Raw genomic sequence first — 17,985 nt, 5'->3', positions numbered from 1 at the left:
TTACTCTACCGTGACAGACTTCGCCAGGTTGCGCGGCTGGTCAACGTCGGTGCCTTTGATCAGCGCCACGTGGTAAGACAACAGCTGCAACGGCACGGTGTAGAAGATCGGTGCCACGATTTCTTCAACGTGCGGCAACGGAATGATGGTCATGCCTTCGCTGCTGACAAAACCGGCATCCTGATCGGCGAACACGTACAGCTGGCCACCGCGCGCGCGCACTTCTTCAATATTGGACTTCAGCTTTTCCAACAGTTCGTTGTTCGGCGCCACCACGATCACCGGCATATCGGCATCGATCAACGCCAGCGGACCGTGTTTCAACTCACCGGCCGCATAGGCCTCGGCGTGAATGTAGGAGATCTCTTTCAGCTTCAGCGCCCCTTCCATCGCGATCGGGTACTGATCGCCACGGCCAAGGAACAGTGCGTGATGCTTGTCGGAGAAGCCTTCCGCCAGCGCTTCAATGCTTTTGTCCAGCGACAGCATCTGTTCGATACGCGCCGGCAACGCCTGCAGGCCGTGTACGATTTCATGCTCAACGCTTTCCGCCATACCTTTCAGTCGGCCCAAACGCGCCACCAGCATCAACAGCACCGCAAGTTGGGTGGTAAAAGCTTTGGTGGAAGCCACACCGATTTCGGTGCCGGCCTTGGTCATCAGCGCCAGATCGGATTCACGCACCAGTGAAGAACCGGCCACATTGCACACCGCCAACGAACCGAGATAACCCAGTTCCTTCGACAGGCGCAGTGCCGCCAGGGTATCGGCGGTTTCACCGGATTGCGACAAGGTAATGATCAGGCTGCCCGGACGTACGGCAGATTTGCGATAACGGAATTCTGACGCGATCTCCACGTCGCAAGGCACGCCGGCCAGCGATTCGAACCAATAGCGGGCAACCATGCCGGAGTGGTAAGAGGTCCCACAGGCAATGATTTGCACGTGCTGCACCTTCGCCAACAGTTCGTCGGCACGCGGGCCCAGCTCGCTCAGGTTGATTTGGCCGTGGCTGAAACGCCCTTCCAGGGTGTTCTTCAACGCCAGTGGCTGTTCGTAGATCTCTTTTTGCATGTAGTGACGGTAAGCACCTTTGTCACCAGCGTCGTACTGCACCTGGGATTCGATTTCAGGACGCTCAACGGCGTTGCCCTGCTTATCGAAAATGTTGACGGTGCGCCGAGTCATCTCCACCACATCACCTTCTTCCAGGAAGATAAAGCGACGGGTTACCGGCAACAGCGCCAGTTGATCGGAAGCCAGGAAGTTTTCACCCACGCCACGGCCGATAACCAGCGGGCTGCCGGAGCGCGCAGCCACCAGCACGCTGGGATCACGGCTGTCCATAACCACGGTGCCGTATGCGCCACGCAACTGAGGGATCACGCGTTGAACCACCTCCAGCAAGGTACCGCCCTGGCGCTGTTCCCAATGCACCAGATGAGCAATCACCTCGGTGTCGGTTTCAGAGCTGAAGTGATAACCGCGTTCAATCAGCAGTTCACGCAGCGGTTCGTGGTTTTCGATGATGCCGTTATGCACCACCGTAATGTAATCAGAAACATGCGGGTGCGCGTTAGCTTCGGTAGGTTCACCGTGCGTTGCCCAGCGGGTGTGAGCAATACCGGTGCCCCCATGCAATTCATGTTGTTCAGCGGCTTCGGCCAGTTTGTTAACTTTGCCCACGCGGCGTAAACGGCTGACGTTACCTTCAGCATCCACCACCGCCAAACCGGCTGAGTCGTAGCCACGGTATTCAAGGCGGCGTAACCCTTCCAACAGAATCTCTGCAATATCACGTTGCGCTACTGCGCCTACAATTCCACACATCAGTTGTATTCCTAATTAAACGCCTTTCGGGGCGCTTTCGATGTCTTGACCTGATTTTGCCGGTTATAACCGTGCTTCCCCGAGCCTGTAGAGAATGGGGATTATCCTCTTCATCTTTCGAGCTGCTGCGTTGTTGGCTGCGAGTGCTCATCCCAGTCACTTAGTGAACTAAGCTCCTGGGAATTCACACTCTTACCGCCTAGCTGCAGCTCAAAATCTATTGAGGACTTTTATGTTTTGTATTGGGCTCGTAAGCGGAGCCCAACGCAAAACACACGAGTTACTTCTTCTTGACCGGGCGCTGCCAACCCTGGATGTGCACCTGCTTGACGCGGCTCAGCACCAGTTCGTCTTCGCCGATATCACGGGTCACAGTAGTACCAGCGGCGATGGTGGAACCTTTGCCGACAGACACTGGCGCCACCAGTTGGGTGTCGGAACCGACAAACACGCCGTCGCCGATAATGGTTTTATGCTTATTGGCGCCATCATAGTTACAGGTGATGGTACCGGCACCGATATTCACATCGTCGCCAATCTCGGCATCGCCCAGGTAGCTCAGATGACCCGCTTTGGACCCTTTGCCCAAACGCGCCTTTTTCATTTCGACGAAGTTGCCCACATGGGCACCCACTGCCAGTTCAGCCCCCGGACGTAAGCGGGCAAAAGGACCCACTGTGCATTCCGCTGCCAGCACGGCATCTTCCAGCACGCTGTACGGACTGATTTCGCAGTCATCACCGATCACACAGTTTTTCAGCACGCAGCCGGCACCGATTTTCACTCGATCCCCCAGCTTAACCGTGCCTTCAATAATCACGTTGGCATCAATAGAGATGTCGCGACCGTGGACAAGTTCCCCGCGCAGGTCAAAACGCGCCGGATCCAGCAGCATAACGCCAGCCAACAGCAATTTTTCAGACTGTTCTGCCTGGTAGATGCGCTCAAGCCGCGACAGTTGCAGGCGGTTATTCACACCTTCCACTTCGCTCAGGCGTGACGGATGCACAGCTTCAATTTTCTTGCCGTCGGCGTGGGCCAGCGCAATGATATCGGTGATGTAGAATTCACCCTGTGCGTTGTCGTTATTCAGCATCCCCAGCCAGCGCTTGAGATCGCGCCCGTTGGCCACCAGGATACCGGTGTTGATTTCATTAATCTGGCGCTGGGTTTCGCTGGCATCCTTGTGCTCAACAATGCCCACCACCTGGTCGTTCTCACGCACGATACGCCCGTAACCGCTCGGGTCAGCCAGCTTCACCGTCAGCAGGCCAATGCCGCCCTGTGGCTTCGCGGCCATCAGACGCTGCAAAGTATCGACAGAAATCAGCGGGACGTCGCCGTACAGCATCAGCACGTCTTCATCATCGGCAAAATGCGGGGCCGCCTGCTGCATGGCATGGCCGGTACCCAATTGTTCGGCCTGCAGCACCCAGTTGAGTGCGCCGTCGGTCAGGGTGTTTTTCAGCAGATCGCCGCCATGGCCATACACCAGATGGACGTTTTTCGCGCCCAGTTTCATCGCGGCATCAATGACGTGCTGCACCATCGGCTTGCCGGCCAACGGATGTAATACCTTGGGAAGATCGGAATACATGCGTGTTCCCTTGCCCGCGGCGAGGATCACCACACTCATTGCGCTGTTCGACATAAGCAACCTGATAACTCCATTTTGATAGACGAAAGTAGAACCCTTTAGTGACGATATTACTACATATTTCTCTGCACGAACCCAGTGTAGGCCATGGGGCACTAGGCACACAGCAATTAACACTCACATAACCCGGCAGTGGGCAGAACTGTCGGCGATCGGAGACATTTTCAGCCCCAACGGGGGGTTATACATCACCATACCCGCCGGGCTGAAACGCTTATTTTAAAGCAAAAAAAAAGCGACCCAATAGGCCGCTTTCTTAATTTTGGTTGCGTTATGAACGCGCCAAAATATTACATCGATCTTCTGGTGAGTTCGATAACGCGCAGTTTTGCGATCGCTTTCGCCAGTTCTGCAGATGCCTGAGCATAGTCGACATCGCCATGAGAGCTGCTGATATGCTCTTCAGCTTTACGCTTAGCTTCCAGCGCTCTCGCTTCGTCGAGGTCCGTTCCACGGATAGCAGTGTCAGCCAGCACGGTGACCACGCTCGGTTGTACCTCAAGGATACCGCCGGACAGGTAGATGAACTCTTCTTCACCGTGTTGTTTAACAATACGCACCATGCCAGGCTTGATGGCAGTCAGCAGCGGCGCATGGCCAGGGAAAATCCCCAGTTCGCCTTCGCTACCTGTCACCTGGATCTTTTGCACCAGGCCGGAAAACATGTGTTTTTCCGCGCTGACTACATCCAGATGGTAAGTCATAGCCATATCACCCTCCTCTCAAGACGTTACAGTTTCTTGGCTTTTTCCACTGCTTCTTCAATGGTGCCAACCATGTAGAACGCTTGTTCAGGCAGGTGGTCATAGTCGCCGTCCATAATGCCTTTGAAACCACGAATGGTGTCTTTCAGCGATACGAACTTGCCCGGAGAACCGGTGAAGACTTCTGCCACGAAGAACGGCTGAGACAGGAAGCGTTGGATTTTACGCGCACGGGATACGACCAGTTTGTCTTCTTCAGACAGCTCGTCCATACCCAGGATTGCGATAATATCTTTCAGTTCCTGATAGCGTTGCAGAATAGACTGCACGCCACGCGCTACATCGTAGTGCTCCTGGCCAACTACCAGCGGATCCAGCTGACGGCTGGTGGAATCCAGCGGGTCAACGGCCGGGTAGATACCCAGAGAAGCGATATTACGGCTCAGTACCACAGTTGCATCCAAGTGAGCAAAGGTGGTGGCTGGTGACGGGTCAGTCAAGTCATCCGCAGGGACGTAAACGGCCTGTACGGAGGTGATTGAACCAGTCTTGGTAGAGGTGATACGTTCTTGCAGAACACCCATCTCTTCCGCCAGCGTTGGCTGATAACCTACCGCCGATGGCATACGGCCCAGAAGTGCGGACACTTCGGTACCGGCCAGGGTGTAACGGTAGATGTTATCAACGAACAGCAGAACGTCACGGCCTTCGTCACGGAATTTCTCCGCCATGGTCAGACCGGTCAGAGCAACGCGCAGACGGTTACCCGGTGGCTCGTTCATCTGGCCGTAAACCAGGGATACTTTGTCCAGTACGTTGGAGTCGTTCATCTCGTGGTAGAAGTCGTTACCCTCACGAGTACGCTCACCCACGCCCGCAAACACAGAATAACCGGAGTGCTCGATCGCGATGTTACGGATCAGCTCCATCATGTTTACAGTTTTGCCTACGCCCGCACCACCGAACAGACCGACTTTACCCCCCTTGGCGAACGGGCAGATCAGGTCCATTACCTTGATACCGGTTTCCAGCAGATCCTGGGAGTTGGCCAAATCTTCGTAGCTTGGCGCCGGACGGTGAATCGCCCAACGTTCTTCTTCGCCGATATCGCCCTTCATGTCGATTGGTTCACCCAATACGTTCATGATACGGCCCAGGGTAGCTTTACCTACCGGTACTTCAATCGGGTGGTCCAGGTCAGTCACTTTCAGACCGCGACGCAGACCATCAGAGGTCCCCATTGCGATACAGCGAACCACGCCACCGCCCAACTGTTGCTGAACTTCCAGCACCAGCTTATTGGCACCGTTTTCTACCTCAAGAGCGTTGTACACTTTTGGTACGGCATCCTGAGGGAACTCGACGTCCACTACGGCGCCGATTACCTGGATAATCTTTCCAGTAGCCATCTTGAATCCTCTACGTAATTCGTAAACCTAGCTTAAACCGCGGAGGCTCCCGAAACGATCTCGGTGAGTTCCTGAGTGATGCTGGCCTGACGAGCCTTGTTGTATACCAACTGCAGCTCTTTGATCAGGCTACCGCCGTTATCGGTTGCGGCTTTCATCGCTACCATTCGTGCGGCCTGCTCGCTGGCCAGGTTTTCCACGACGCCCTGATAAACCTGAGATTCCACATAGCGGCGCAGCAAGGTATCAAGCAGCACTTTTGGATCGGGTTCATACAGGTAATCCCAAGATTTTTTCTTCAGCTCACCGTCATCGGCAGGCGGCAACGGCAGCAGCTGAACGATCTGTGGTTCTTGGGACATCGTATTGATAAATTTGTTACTGACAATGTACAGCTTGTCCAAACGACCTTCGTCGTAGGCTTGCAGCATCACTTTCACCGGGCCGATCAGCTCCGACAGGGAAGGGTTATCCCCCATGCCGGTAACCTGGGCAACCACGTTGCCGCCCACGGAACCAAAGAAAGAAGCCGCTTTAGAGCCAATCAGTGCCAAATCAGTTTCGACACCTTTTTCGGACCAGCCTTTCATCTCTGACAACAGCCGCTTGAACAGGTTAATGTTCAAGCCACCACAGAGACCACGGTCAGTAGACACCACCAGATACCCGACGCGCTTAACATCACGCTCATCCAGGTACGGGTGCTTATATTCCAGATTACCTAACGCAAGGTGACCAATCACTTTGCGCATGGTCTCTGCATAAGGACGGCTGGCCGCCATGCGTTCCTGCGATTTACGCATCTTGGAGGCGGCGACCATTTCCATCGCTTTAGTGATCTTTTGCGTGTTTTGCACGCTCGCGATCTTACTACGTATCTCTTTTGCGCCGGCCATGTCTGCTTCTCCTCATTGCCAGACGGCCTGCTGTCTTACAACTGCAGGCCGCTGAGCGTTACCAGGACTGGGTTTTCTTGAAGGTCTCGAGGATGCCTTTCAGCTTGCCCTCGATCTCGTCGTTGAAATTGCCAGTTTGGTTGATGTGGTTCAGCAACTCGGCATGCTCGCGGTCTGCGTAAGCAACCAGCGCGGCTTCGAAGCTCACGACTTTCGCGACTTCAACGTCGTTCAGGAAGCCACGTTCTGCGGCAAACAGCACCAGAGACTGTTGTGCGACGGACATCGGCGCATACTGTTTCTGTTTCAGCAGCTCGGTCACTTTCTGACCGTGGCTCAGCTGTTTGCGGGTCGCATCATCCAGATCGGAAGCGAACTGAGAGAACGCAGCCAGTTCACGGTACTGTGCCAGCGCGGTACGAATACCACCGGACAGTTTTTTCATGATCTTGGTTTGCGCTGCACCGCCCACACGGGATACGGAGATACCCGGGTTAACTGCCGGACGAATACCGGAGTTAAACAGGTTGGATTCCAGGAAGATCTGACCATCGGTAATCGAGATTACGTTGGTCGGAACGAACGCGGAAACGTCACCTGCCTGGGTTTCAATGATCGGCAGAGCCGTCAGTGAACCGGTTTGGCCTTTGACTTCACCTTTGGTGAAGGCTTCAACGTAGTCGGCGTTAACACGCGCAGCACGCTCCAGCAAACGGGAGTGGAGGTAGAATACGTCGCCTGGGTAAGCTTCACGACCTGGTGGACGACGAAGCAGCAGGGAGATCTGACGGTATGCAACGGCCTGTTTGGACAGGTCATCATAAACAATCAGCGCATCTTCACCGCGGTCACGGAAGTATTCACCCATCGCACAACCGGCATATGGCGCCAGGTATTGCAGTGCAGCGGACTCGGACGCGGTAGCAACCACAACGATGGTGTTTGCCAGTGCGCCGTGCTCTTCCAGTTTGCGCACCACGTTAGCGATGGTGGACGCTTTCTGGCCGATAGCCACGTAAACACATTTGATGCCGGAATCGCGTTGGTTGATGATCGCATCGATCGCCAGTGCAGTTTTACCTGTCTGACGGTCACCGATCACCAGCTCACGCTGGCCACGGCCGATTGGGATCATGGCGTCAACAGATTTGTAGCCAGTTTGAACCGGCTGATCTACGGACTGACGCTCGATAACACCAGGGGCAATAGCTTCAACCGGGGAGAAACCGTCGTTATCAACCGGGCCTTTACCGTCGATAGGTGCGCCCAGGGTGTTAACTACACGGCCCAGCAGGCCACGGCCAACCGGAACTTCCAGAATACGGCCGGTACATTTTACCTTCATGCCTTCGGCCAGATCCGCGTACGGACCCATAACCACGGCACCTACGGAGTCGCGCTCCAGGTTCAATGCGATTGCGTAACGGTTGCCTGGCAGCGCGATCATTTCGCCCTGCATAACTTCGGCCAGACCGTGTACGCGGATGATCCCGTCACTGACGGAAACAATAGTACCTTCATTGTGAGCTTCGCTCACCACATTGAACTGAGCAATGCGCTGCTTGATCAGTTCGCTGATTTCGGTGGAATTCAGTTGCATGCTCCAGTCCCCTTAAGACTGCAAGACGTCTGCCAGGCGTTCTAGACGACCGCGAACGCTGCCATCAATCACCATATCGCCAGCACGGATAATTACGCCGGCCAGTACAGACTTGTCAATTTTGCAATTCAGCTTAACTTTGCGTGACAGACGTTTTTCCATCGCAGCGACAATATTAGCCTGCTGCTTGTCGCTCAGTGCGCTCGAAGAGAGCACGTCGACTTCGACGGTGGATTCCAGCAAAGCGCGCAGTTCGATGAACTGCTGCAGCACCGCAGGAAGAACCAGTAAACGTCCATTTTCGGCCATTACACGGATAAAGTTCTGGCCATGTTCGTCGAGTTGTTCGCCACATACCGCGATGAACGTTCTGGACAGCGTCTCCGGCGCGACAGCGCCAGCCAGCAGTTCAGAAATCTGTTCATTGCGAGTGACATCAGCAGCAAACGCCAGCATATCCTGCCAGCGATCCAAGCTTTGATGCTCAACGGCAAAGTCAAAAGCTGCTTTGGCGTAGGGGCGAGCTACAGTTACAAATTCAGACATCAGCCCCTCCCTCCTTACAGTTCAGCGACCAGTTTATCTACGATGTCGCTGTTAGCAGCTTCATCCACGGAACGTTCGATGATCTTCTCGGCGCCGGCAATTGCCAGCATCGCGACTTGCTTACGCAACTCTTCACGAGCGCGCTTACGTTCGGCTTCGATCTCAGCCTGAGCCTGCGCCACGATTTTGTTACGTTCCTGCTCGGCTTCCGCTTTCGCTTCATCCATGATCTGAGCTTTGCGTTTGTTTGCTTGCTCGATGATCACCTGAGCTTCTGCTTTAGCAGTTTTCAGCTGGTCGGTCGCATTGGCTTGCGCTAAGTCCAAATCTTTTTTGGCACGTTCTGCAGAAGCGAGACCGTCAGCAATTTCTCCCTGACGCTTCTCGATGGCTGCCATGATCGGCGGCCATACGTACTTCATGCAGAACCAGACAAACAGAACGAACGCGATGGCCTGGCCGAGGATTGTTGCGTTAAGATTCACAGCACAATGCCTCTTTAAAAGTTAATAGTGTGGTTTCAGTGTAGAGAAATTCTCTACTTACGCGACAGCAAACATCACGTACAGACCCAGACCAACAGCGATCATCGGGATGGCGTCAACCAGACCCATAACGATAAAGAACTGTGTACGCAGCAAAGGAATCAGGTCAGGCTGACGTGCAGCGCCTTCCAAGAATTTACCACCCAGGATGCCGATACCGATCGCAGCACCGATTGCCGCTAAACCCATCATCACAGCGGCAGCCATGTACAGCAGATCCATACTCAGGTTTTCCATGACAGTCTCCAGTTTGTTTCAGTTTAAAAGTGTAAGTGTTTTAAGAAAATCAGTGCTCTTCAGATGCCATCGACAGATAGACAATCGTCAGAACCATGAAAATAAAGGCTTGAAGCGTAATGATCAGGATGTGGAAAATGGCCCAAGGCACATTAAGAAGCCACTGTGACCACCACGGCAACAAACCGGCAATCAGGATGAAGATCAACTCACCCGCATACATGTTGCCGAACAGTCGCAGGCCGAGTGAAACAGGCTTGGACAGCAGGCTGACACCTTCAAGAATCAGGTTGATTGGAATGAATAACGGATGGTTGAACGGCTGCATGGTTAACTCTTTAACGAACCCACCAATGCCTTTCATTTTGATGCTATAGAACAGAATCAGGACAAATACGCCTAACGCCATCGACAGCGTAATACTTACGTCTGCGGTAGGAACAACACGCAGCGCCGGCAAACCAAACACATGTTCGCCAATAAACGGCAGAAGATCGATTGGCAACAGATCCATCATGTTCATCAGGAATACCCAGACGAACACCGTCAGCGCCAGCGGAGCAATCACCTTGCTCTTACCGTGATACATATCACGAACGCTGCTGTCGACGAAGCCCATGATAAGTTCGACGGCAGTTTGAAGTTTCCCCGGTACACCACTGGTCGCTGTATTAGCCACTTTCTTGAAAATAAACAAGAAAACAGCCCCCAACAAGACAGAGAAGAACAATGAGTCAATGTTCAACGTCCAGAATGTCGGGTTACCAGAGTGTGGTTCAACTAACTGAAAAGTACGCAGATCCAACTGAAGGTTATTCAGATGGTGGCTGATATAGTCCTTTGCAGTCCCATTTTCTCCAGATGCAGACATGATGCCTCTTACCCTTTTAGTTAAGTTCGGTAACTGTTAATCACGGCCGGTGCCACTATCTGCACCACTAACACCGCTAAATAGGTCAGGCCAAGCGGTAAAAATGCCGCTTTGAACACCCCAAGCGCCACGATCAACAAAACTATGGTGATCAAGACCTTTAATCCCTCGCCGATGGCGAACGACCAGGCAACCCGACCGGGTGCCGGCGTCTGCGCCTGATGGCGCAAGGCAAACAGCATAAACATGGTACTCGGCAACCAGGCAGCGAGACCGCCCGCCAGCGCCGAACCGCTCCATTCCAGGCTTTTCAGACCGAAAGCAGCGCTGATCAGAACAAAAGTCATTAACTGCAGAAACAGCAATTTGCGAGCAACTTTTCCGCTGTAAAGGGACACAGACATGACGTTTGTTCTCTCCGTACCCCAGAGGGGGTATGCTGAGTGACGTATAAAACTGTCTTTACTGCTCTGAGTCAAGCAGCAAAAAACGAGCAAATTATACGGGGCATACCAACGAATTCAATCGATAAGTAGCGAAAAGGTGAACAATTATTTAAATTCTCCCATTTCAGGCTATTTTCACAAGAAAACGGTCGGAATAATAGGGCTCATTTAATTGTCTGATTATTCCAGTGTTACAGCAAGAAACGTGTAGTTGCTCACAATAATACCTATTACTGATTTATAGCCCAGGGTCGGTTAAAGCGTCTTTAGCAAATCGGGCGATCAAAAAGATATTATAAATCATAATATTACAAGTTAACTGTTCAAAAACAATCCGTATACCCACTAAAAACCTTTTATTGACAGCTTCGGGGATAGTATTCCAACAGCTAATTAACATTAGCAGCAAAGCAGGATCCTTCACTTATCGTTGCTAACGTAACTATTACGATCTGCAATTACCCTATTGTCGCCAATTAGCGGCTATTTTTGTGTTAATAAAAAGTAAATTAACTAAAAAAACCACCCGTTGATTAGCCTGCTTACTTTAACCATTGCCACTATATTTTAATTCGCGCTTACTTGATCAAAAACAAACTCAGTTTGCCTTAAGTACCACCAGGTGACGTTCACCTTCGAGTTCCGGTACCTGCAGACGAACCACCGATTCCAGTTCGATGCCTTCAGGCAACTGCGCCAGTTCTTCATCCGGACGCACCCCTTTCAGCGCGTAGAAACGCCCCTGCCCTTTTGCCGGCAAATGGTGACACCAGGTAAGCATATCCTGCAGCGAAGCAAAGGCACGGCTGATGACACCGTCAAACGGCGGTTCAGCGGGGAACGCCTCAACACGGCTCTGTACCGGCTCAACGTTAGTCAGGCCCAGTTCATGCTGTACCTGACGCAGGAAGCGCACGCGCTTGCCCAGGCTGTCGAGCAAGGTGAAATGGGAATCAGGGCGAACAATCGCCAGCGGAATGCCTGGTAAGCCAGGACCGGTGCCAACATCGATAAAACGGCTGCCCTGCAGATGCGGGTTTACCACGATGCTGTCGAGAATATGGCGCACCAGCATTTGTTGTGGATCACGCACCGAAGTGAGGTTATACGCCTTGTTCCACTTATCCAGCATGCCAACATAGCCCAGTAACTGCTGTTTTTGCTGATCGGGAAGCACAATGCCTGCCGCTTTGAGCAACGAATCTAATTTTTTCTGCACAACGGGTCCTCAGACTGGCGCACAACGGCAAGCCAGGTAGGGCTGGCCAAGGAGGTGGCCATGATAATTCAGGTCCGAAAAGATGTCAGCGGCCGTTTGCTCATCAAGTCAACAAACGGCCACCCAAAAACGGGATTTATGCGCTGCGGCGCAGCAGCCCCTGTTTTTTCAGCCAAATCAGCAAAATGGAGATCGCCGCCGGCGTGATGCCGGAGATGCGTGAAGCCTGGCCGATCGAGTTCGGTTTATGATCATTCAACTTGGCGATCACTTCATTCGACAGACCAGAAACCTGCTGGTAATCGAGATCCAGCGGCAGCACGGTGTTCTCATTGCGCTGCTGTTTTTCGATCTCTTCCTGCTGACGAACAATGTAACCTTCGTATTTCACCTGGATCTCAACCTGCTCGGCGGCCTGAGTATCGGCCAGTGGCGGAGCAAATGCCGCAACGGAGGTCAATTGGGTGTAATCCACTTCTGGACGGCGCAGCAGTTCTTCACCGTTGGCCTCGCGCGACAGCGGTGCTTTCAGCAGCGCGTTCACCTGCTCGACGTTCTCGGCGTGCGGGTGCATCCAGATATCACGCAGACGCTGGCGTTCCTGTTCGATGCGCTCCAGCTTTTCGCTAAAGCGTGCCCAACGGGCATCGTCCACCAGACCCAGCTCGCGGCCTTTTTCCGTCAGACGCAGATCGGCATTGTCTTCACGCAGCATCAGGCGGTATTCGGCGCGTGAAGTGAACATGCGGTACGGCTCTTTGGTACCCAGGGTGCTGAGGTCGTCCACCAGCACACCCAGATAAGCCTGATCGCGACGTGGCGACCAGCCTTCGTCTTCGTTGGCGTAACGTCCGGCATTCAGACCGGCCAACAGGCCTTGTGCAGCTGCCTCTTCGTAACCGGTGGTGCCGTTGATCTGGCCGGCGAAGAACAGGCCTTGGATAAATTTGCTTTCCAGCGTCGGCTTCAAATCACGGGGATCGAAGAAATCGTATTCGATGGCATAGCCAGGTCGAATGATTCGGGCATTCTGCATCCCTTCCATCGAACGCACGATCTGCATCTGTACGTCAAACGGCAGGCTGGTGGAGATGCCGTTTGGATAAATTTCATTGCTGGTCAGGCCTTCCGGCTCGAGGAAGATCTGGTGTGCGTTACGATCGGCAAAGCGCATCACCTTGTCTTCGATCGACGGGCAGTAGCGTGGCCCGATCCCTTCGATGATCCCGGCGTACATCGGGCTGCGATCGAGGTTATTACGGATCACGTCATGGGTTTTTTCGTTGGTGTAGGTGATGTAGCACGCCATTTGTTCCGGGTGTTGCCCGGCGTTGCCCATGAACGAAAATACCGGGATCGGTGTGTCACCGTGTTGCGGTGCCAGTACGCTGAAATCAATGGTGCGTGCATCGATACGCGGTGGCGTACCGGTTTTCAGACGGTTAACCCGCAAAGGCAATTCACGCAGTCGCTGTGAAAGCGAGATCGACGGAGGATCCCCGGCACGGCCACCGCTGTAATTTTCCAGACCGATGTGGATCTTGCCGTCCAGGAAGGTGCCTACGGTCAGCACGACCGCCTTGGCGCGGAATTTCAGCCCCATTTGGGTAACGGCACCGACAACGCGATCGTTTTCTACAATCAGATCTTCGACGGGCTGCTGGAAGATCATCAGGTTTGGCTGGTTCTCCAGGGCAGTACGTACCGCTTGGCGATACAGCACTCGGTCAGCCTGAGCTCGGGTGGCTCGTACCGCAGGGCCTTTGCTGGCGTTTAGTATCCTAAACTGGATGCCGGCATGATCGATCGCCGTAGCCATCAGCCCGCCAAGTGCATCAATTTCCTTAACCAGATGCCCTTTACCAATACCGCCAATCGCCGGGTTGCAAGACATTTGCCCCAGGGTATCGATATTGTGAGTCAGTAATAAAGTCTGACGTCCCATACGTGCCGCAGCCATAGCGGCTTCGGTACCGGCATGGCCACCACCGATGATGATGACGTCAAATTGCTCTGGATAAAACATGGAACTGCACCTCGTCGTATTGCGAACGATCGTTGTATTGCCCTGGGGTGGAGGATTCTACTCAAGTTTAGTCGATCGACCAAGTGGTCAGGATCCTTGAGTAATTAAAAGAAGATCTTTTTATTTAAAGATCTCTTTATTAGATCTCTTATTAGGATCGCGATCTTCTGTGGATAAGTGATTATTCGCGATTGAGATCAGCTAATTAAGGAGGATCGTTAGCTGTGAATGATCGGTGATCCTATGGCTTATAAGCTGGGATCTAAATGGCATGTTATGCACAGGACAAAAAGCGACCTAAGGTTGTTATTGGGATAACTACTGCTTTTACCCTGCTTTTAAGCATGGTTATCCACAATCGTTCGGGTGATCTTTGAACAAATTAGAGTAAATTAATCCAATTTTTCACCCATTCCTCTGCTGGATCCTCAGGAATTTCGTGTTCAGTCACGTCGATCTCGAGCCGATCGCCGATCCTTTTCGCTCCACGAGCAATCAGAAGATCGTCGATCCGTTGGATCGCACCACAGAAAGTATCGTATTCAGAGCTACCTAAACCGACTGCACCAAACTGCACCTGAGATAAATCAGGAAGCTGTTCTTCTATTTGTTCCAGTAGCGGTTGCAGGTTATCCGGTAAATCGCCGGCACCGTGGGTAGAAGACACCACCAGCCAGCGTCCGGACAGGGTCAATTCATCCAATTCAGGGCCATGCAGGGTCTCGGTCGTAAAGCCTGCCGCTTCCAGCTTTTCAGCCAGGTGCTCGGCTACGTACTCGGCACTGCCAAGCGTACTGCCACTGATCAGAGTAATGTCTGCCATGAAATGAATGATCCCAGCCTTCTCAAAGTGGCAGCATTGTACGCTGTGAATCGGCTGGGATCTACCTGTGGATAATATGGGTATAGTAATTAGTTGGCTAGGGAGTGATGGTACGCATGATGGGGTTCTGCAGCGAGATCAGGGTTTCAGTAGACTGGATCTCGTCAATCGTCTGGATCTTGTTGATAAGTACTTGTTGCAACGCATCTATCGAGCGGCACATCACCTTGATAAACACGCTGTAGTGGCCGGTGGTGTAATAGGCCTCGACCACTTCCTCCAGGCTTTCGAGCTTTTTCAGCGCGGAAGGATAGTCTTTAGCACTCTTTAATATAATGCCGATAAAACAGCAGACGTCGTAACCCAGGCGTTTGGGGTTCACGTCGACCCGCGCACCGGTGATGATACCGGCCTGCTTCATCTTCTCTACCCGCACATGAATGGTGCCGGGGCTGACGGCAAAGTTTTTCGCCAGTTCGGCATAAGGTGTGCGTGCATTCTCCATCAAGGCGTTAAGGATGCCGCGATCGAGATTATCGATCTGATAATTTTCAGCCATTTAATCCCCCACTAATTGCTGATTGTTGAATTATTACCGCATCAAAATGAACGATTAAAAGTGAAAAGGCAATATTGATTAGCGGATATTGAATTGTAGTGCCGTTCTGTTGCTTAATCGTTGGCAACAGAGACAGGTTTATAAGAGATACGGCAATGAAAAAACAGTTTATTCAAAAACAACAACAAATCAGCCTGGTTAAATCCTTCTTTTCCCGCCAGTTGGAACAACAGCTTGGCCTGATCGAAGTGCAGGCGCCGATCCTCAGTCGTCTGGGTGACGGTACCCAGGACAACCTGTCTGGCAGTGAGAAAGCGGTGCAGGTCAAGGTGAAAACCCTGCCGGACGCCACCTTTGAAGTGGTGCACTCGCTGGCCAAATGGAAACGCAAAACATTGGGCAGCTATGACTTCGGCGCCGGTGAAGGCCTGTATACCCATATGAAAGCCCTGCGCCCGGACGAAGATCGTCTGAGCGCGATCCATTCGGTCTACGTTGATCAATGGGACTGGGAGCGGGTGATGGGTGATGGCGACCGCAGCCAGGATTACCTGGAAAGCACCGTGCGCAGCATTTATGCGGCAATTAAAGCAACCGAAGGTGAAGTGAGTCGCGAATACGGCTTAACGCCGTTCCTGCCGGAGCAAATCCATTTTGTTCACAGCGAAACTCTGCTGCAGCGCTACCCGGGGCTGGATGCCAAAGGCCGTGAGCGGGCAATTACCAAAGAGCTGGGTGCGGTATTCCTGATGGGGATTGGTGGCAAGCTGTCGCATGGCAAATCACACGACGTACGTGCACCGGATTATGATGACTGGACCACCCCAGCAGCAGCAGGGCTGGCCGGCCTGAACGGCGATATCCTGGTATGGAACCCGGTGCTGCAGGATGCCTTCGAACTTTCTTCTATGGGGATCCGCGTTGACGCCAGCGCGCTGAAACGCCAGTTGGCGCAAACCGGGGATGAAGATCGTTTGACGCTGGAATGGCATCAGTCTCTGCTGCGTGGCGATATGCCACAAACCATCGGTGGCGGTATCGGTCAGTCGCGCCTGGTGATGCTGTTGCTGCAACTGTCGCACATTGGGCAGGTACAGTGTGGCGTGTGGTCTCCGCAGGTGCGTGAAGCGGTCGACGGCCTGCTGTAATGCTCAGCGCCGCCAGCGGCGCATTAAACGGCTTTTTAACCCGGTATCAAAGCGCCAGATATGATCGAAGATGCGCATGATGCCGGGCTTGCCGTAGTTGGACATCGCCACCGCGTGAAAGCGTTGCTGGTGGCTTTGCTGCTGTTGTTTGACCTTCTTTATTATCTCTTCCGGTAATCGCTGGGCAATAAAGTCAGAAATGATCACCGCGTCAGCGTCGAACCAGCCGCTTTCCGTCATTTTGCTGACGGTGGCGTTCAGGCAAGCCGCCAGATCGGTACCGCCACGGAAGTGCTGGCCGAGAAAACGCACCGCCTGCTCAATACCACTGGCAGCAGTGAGTTCGTAATGCACGATCTGGTTGGCGAACAGCATGATGTAGCAACGGCGGTTATCCGCCAGCGCGATGCGCAACAGTGCCAGACAGAACGCTTTGGCGCACTGTTCGTTGAAACCGCCCATCGAACCCGAAGTATCCACACAGACGATAAATGGCCCGCGCGGTTGCTGATCCTGCTGCTGGTGGGTGACCTGGCGGATCAGAACCTGTTCCTGCCAAACATCGCCCTGCAGGCGATAACTCAACAGCTGTTTCTCCAGCAGCCGGCGATAAAACTCAAACTCCAACTCTTCAATGCCCAGCGTGACCAACTCGGGCGGCAGCAGGCGCAGAATATCGTCGCTCTGGTGAATGCCGCTGACCTCTTCCGGCAGCGTGGCCGGTACCTGCACCATCACGCGGTACGGCTCGGGCAATGCATCCTGCTGTTGCACCGCCTTGGCCTGATAGCTACGCCCAAGCTGCTGTGCCAGTTTTTTCAGTTCCGGCTGCTGCTGCAAGAAGTTGCCGTATTCCACCAGCCTTTGATAGTCACCCCGTTGCAAGTGGCCTTTACTCATATCCCACAGTCGCCCGGCTGCGGTGTCGTTTTCCGACAGCAGCGGCTCCAGGGCACCACTCAGCGCCAGACGTTCCTGCAGCTCCGCCAATAGCTGTTCGCGTTCCTGTTCCAATAGCTGGTGATGCATCATGGTGGCCTGCAGCGTCAGGCTGATGCGCCAGCGCTGCAGGAACAGAGTTTGGAAGCTGTCGTCCAGCGGATGGTTGGGCAGATCGGCGGCATCCACCAGCGAGCGGGCCTGCTCATAAAAGGGGGAAACCAGTTGGCGCAGCAAATCCAGGGTGTCGTTAAGGTTATGGAAGAACTGGGTGTTGTTCTCCAGTTGGCACTGTTGATAGCGATAAAACTCCTGCGCCAGCGCGGGCGGTACCATGGCTTCGTGGAGACGTTCTTTCAGTTGCAGCTTCCAGCGCGGCAGGTCGCGATCCAGTGCCCGGCGGATTGCCGGAAACTTTTTGAAGAAAATCGACAGCTGCGGTGCCGCCAGCATGCCGATGATCATCTCCTCGATCAGCTCACCTTCGGTGATCGCCAGCAGCAGATCGAGCGTTTCCAGGCTGAGCATAC

17 protein-coding genes are annotated in these 17,985 nt (G+C 53.4%); 1 reads left to right on the top strand and 16 read right to left on the bottom strand.

Features of this window, described 5'->3' with window-relative positions:
* From glmS to asnC, 15 genes are all read right to left on the bottom strand, one after another.
* Positions 1–1,830, bottom strand: a complete 1,830-nt coding sequence (gene glmS, locus NHG65_RS25750) for a glutamine--fructose-6-phosphate transaminase (isomerizing) (protein ID WP_099064416.1) — start codon at positions 1,828–1,830, stop codon at positions 1–3.
* A 280-nt stretch (positions 1,831–2,110) separates the two neighbouring features.
* Entirely contained in the window at positions 2,111–3,481 is a 1,371-nt protein-coding gene (glmU, locus tag NHG65_RS25745; RefSeq protein ID WP_099064415.1) for a bifunctional UDP-N-acetylglucosamine diphosphorylase/glucosamine-1-phosphate N-acetyltransferase GlmU, read from the bottom strand.
* Between the two features lie 296 nt (positions 3,482–3,777).
* The gene (locus NHG65_RS25740; protein WP_004950490.1) at positions 3,778–4,197 is read right to left on the bottom strand and encodes a F0F1 ATP synthase subunit epsilon; all 420 of its coding nucleotides are present in this window, start codon (positions 4,195–4,197) and stop codon (positions 3,778–3,780) included.
* 20 nt (positions 4,198–4,217) lie between these two features.
* Positions 4,218–5,600 (bottom strand): F0F1 ATP synthase subunit beta, encoded by a 1,383-nt coding sequence (gene atpD, locus NHG65_RS25735; RefSeq protein ID WP_012004485.1) that lies wholly within the window; start codon positions 5,598–5,600, stop codon positions 4,218–4,220.
* Between the two features lie 32 nt (positions 5,601–5,632).
* Positions 5,633–6,496: a F0F1 ATP synthase subunit gamma gene (gene atpG, locus NHG65_RS25730; protein ID WP_085120116.1), complete on the bottom strand. Its 864-nt coding sequence runs from the start codon at positions 6,494–6,496 to the stop codon at positions 5,633–5,635.
* A gap of 58 nt (positions 6,497–6,554) precedes the next feature.
* Complete coding sequence (atpA, locus tag NHG65_RS25725; RefSeq protein WP_085120115.1) at positions 6,555–8,096, bottom strand: F0F1 ATP synthase subunit alpha; 1,542 nt, start codon at positions 8,094–8,096, stop codon at positions 6,555–6,557.
* A 12-nt stretch (positions 8,097–8,108) separates the two neighbouring features.
* Positions 8,109–8,642, bottom strand: a complete 534-nt coding sequence (gene atpH / locus NHG65_RS25720) for a F0F1 ATP synthase subunit delta (RefSeq protein WP_085120114.1) — start codon at positions 8,640–8,642, stop codon at positions 8,109–8,111.
* Positions 8,643–8,656: 14 nt separating this feature from the next.
* A complete protein-coding gene (gene atpF / locus NHG65_RS25715; protein ID WP_004950476.1) occupies positions 8,657–9,127 on the bottom strand; it encodes a F0F1 ATP synthase subunit B in 471 nt (156 codons plus the stop codon).
* A gap of 57 nt (positions 9,128–9,184) precedes the next feature.
* Positions 9,185–9,424, bottom strand: a complete 240-nt coding sequence (gene atpE, locus NHG65_RS25710) for a F0F1 ATP synthase subunit C (RefSeq protein ID WP_004093904.1) — start codon at positions 9,422–9,424, stop codon at positions 9,185–9,187.
* A gap of 49 nt (positions 9,425–9,473) precedes the next feature.
* Entirely contained in the window at positions 9,474–10,295 is an 822-nt protein-coding gene (gene atpB / locus NHG65_RS25705) for a F0F1 ATP synthase subunit A (protein ID WP_099064414.1), read from the bottom strand.
* 20 nt (positions 10,296–10,315) lie between these two features.
* The gene (atpI, locus tag NHG65_RS25700) at positions 10,316–10,699 is read right to left on the bottom strand and encodes a F0F1 ATP synthase subunit I (protein ID WP_085120112.1); all 384 of its coding nucleotides are present in this window, start codon (positions 10,697–10,699) and stop codon (positions 10,316–10,318) included.
* A 640-nt stretch (positions 10,700–11,339) separates the two neighbouring features.
* Positions 11,340–11,960 carry a 16S rRNA (guanine(527)-N(7))-methyltransferase RsmG gene (rsmG, locus tag NHG65_RS25695; RefSeq protein ID WP_099064413.1) on the bottom strand — a complete coding sequence of 207 codons (621 nt, stop codon included), beginning with the start codon at positions 11,958–11,960 and terminating at the stop codon, positions 11,340–11,342.
* 136 nt (positions 11,961–12,096) lie between these two features.
* A complete protein-coding gene (gene mnmG, locus NHG65_RS25690; protein WP_099064412.1) occupies positions 12,097–13,986 on the bottom strand; it encodes a tRNA uridine-5-carboxymethylaminomethyl(34) synthesis enzyme MnmG in 1,890 nt (629 codons plus the stop codon).
* Between the two features lie 382 nt (positions 13,987–14,368).
* Positions 14,369–14,809, bottom strand: a complete 441-nt coding sequence (gene mioC, locus NHG65_RS25685; protein ID WP_012147574.1) for an FMN-binding protein MioC — start codon at positions 14,807–14,809, stop codon at positions 14,369–14,371.
* 97 nt (positions 14,810–14,906) lie between these two features.
* Positions 14,907–15,368 (bottom strand): transcriptional regulator AsnC, encoded by a 462-nt coding sequence (gene asnC, locus NHG65_RS25680; RefSeq protein WP_004950461.1) that lies wholly within the window; start codon positions 15,366–15,368, stop codon positions 14,907–14,909.
* A 155-nt stretch (positions 15,369–15,523) separates the two neighbouring features.
* Between asnC and asnA the strand changes: the two genes are divergently transcribed.
* A complete protein-coding gene (gene asnA, locus NHG65_RS25675) occupies positions 15,524–16,516 on the top strand; it encodes an aspartate--ammonia ligase (protein WP_499182802.1) in 993 nt (330 codons plus the stop codon).
* Positions 16,517–16,519: 3 nt separating this feature from the next.
* On the opposite strand, the gene viaA is transcribed toward asnA, so the two are convergent.
* Entirely contained in the window at positions 16,520–17,983 is a 1,464-nt protein-coding gene (gene viaA, locus NHG65_RS25670; protein ID WP_085120108.1) for an ATPase RavA stimulator ViaA, read from the bottom strand.
* Positions 17,984–17,985 lie beyond the last annotated feature (2 nt).

Source organism: Serratia myotis (genome assembly GCF_027474885.1).
Taxonomy (GTDB): domain Bacteria; phylum Pseudomonadota; class Gammaproteobacteria; order Enterobacterales; family Enterobacteriaceae; genus Serratia; species Serratia proteamaculans.
This window is presented reverse-complemented; position numbering and strand designations above follow the sequence as displayed.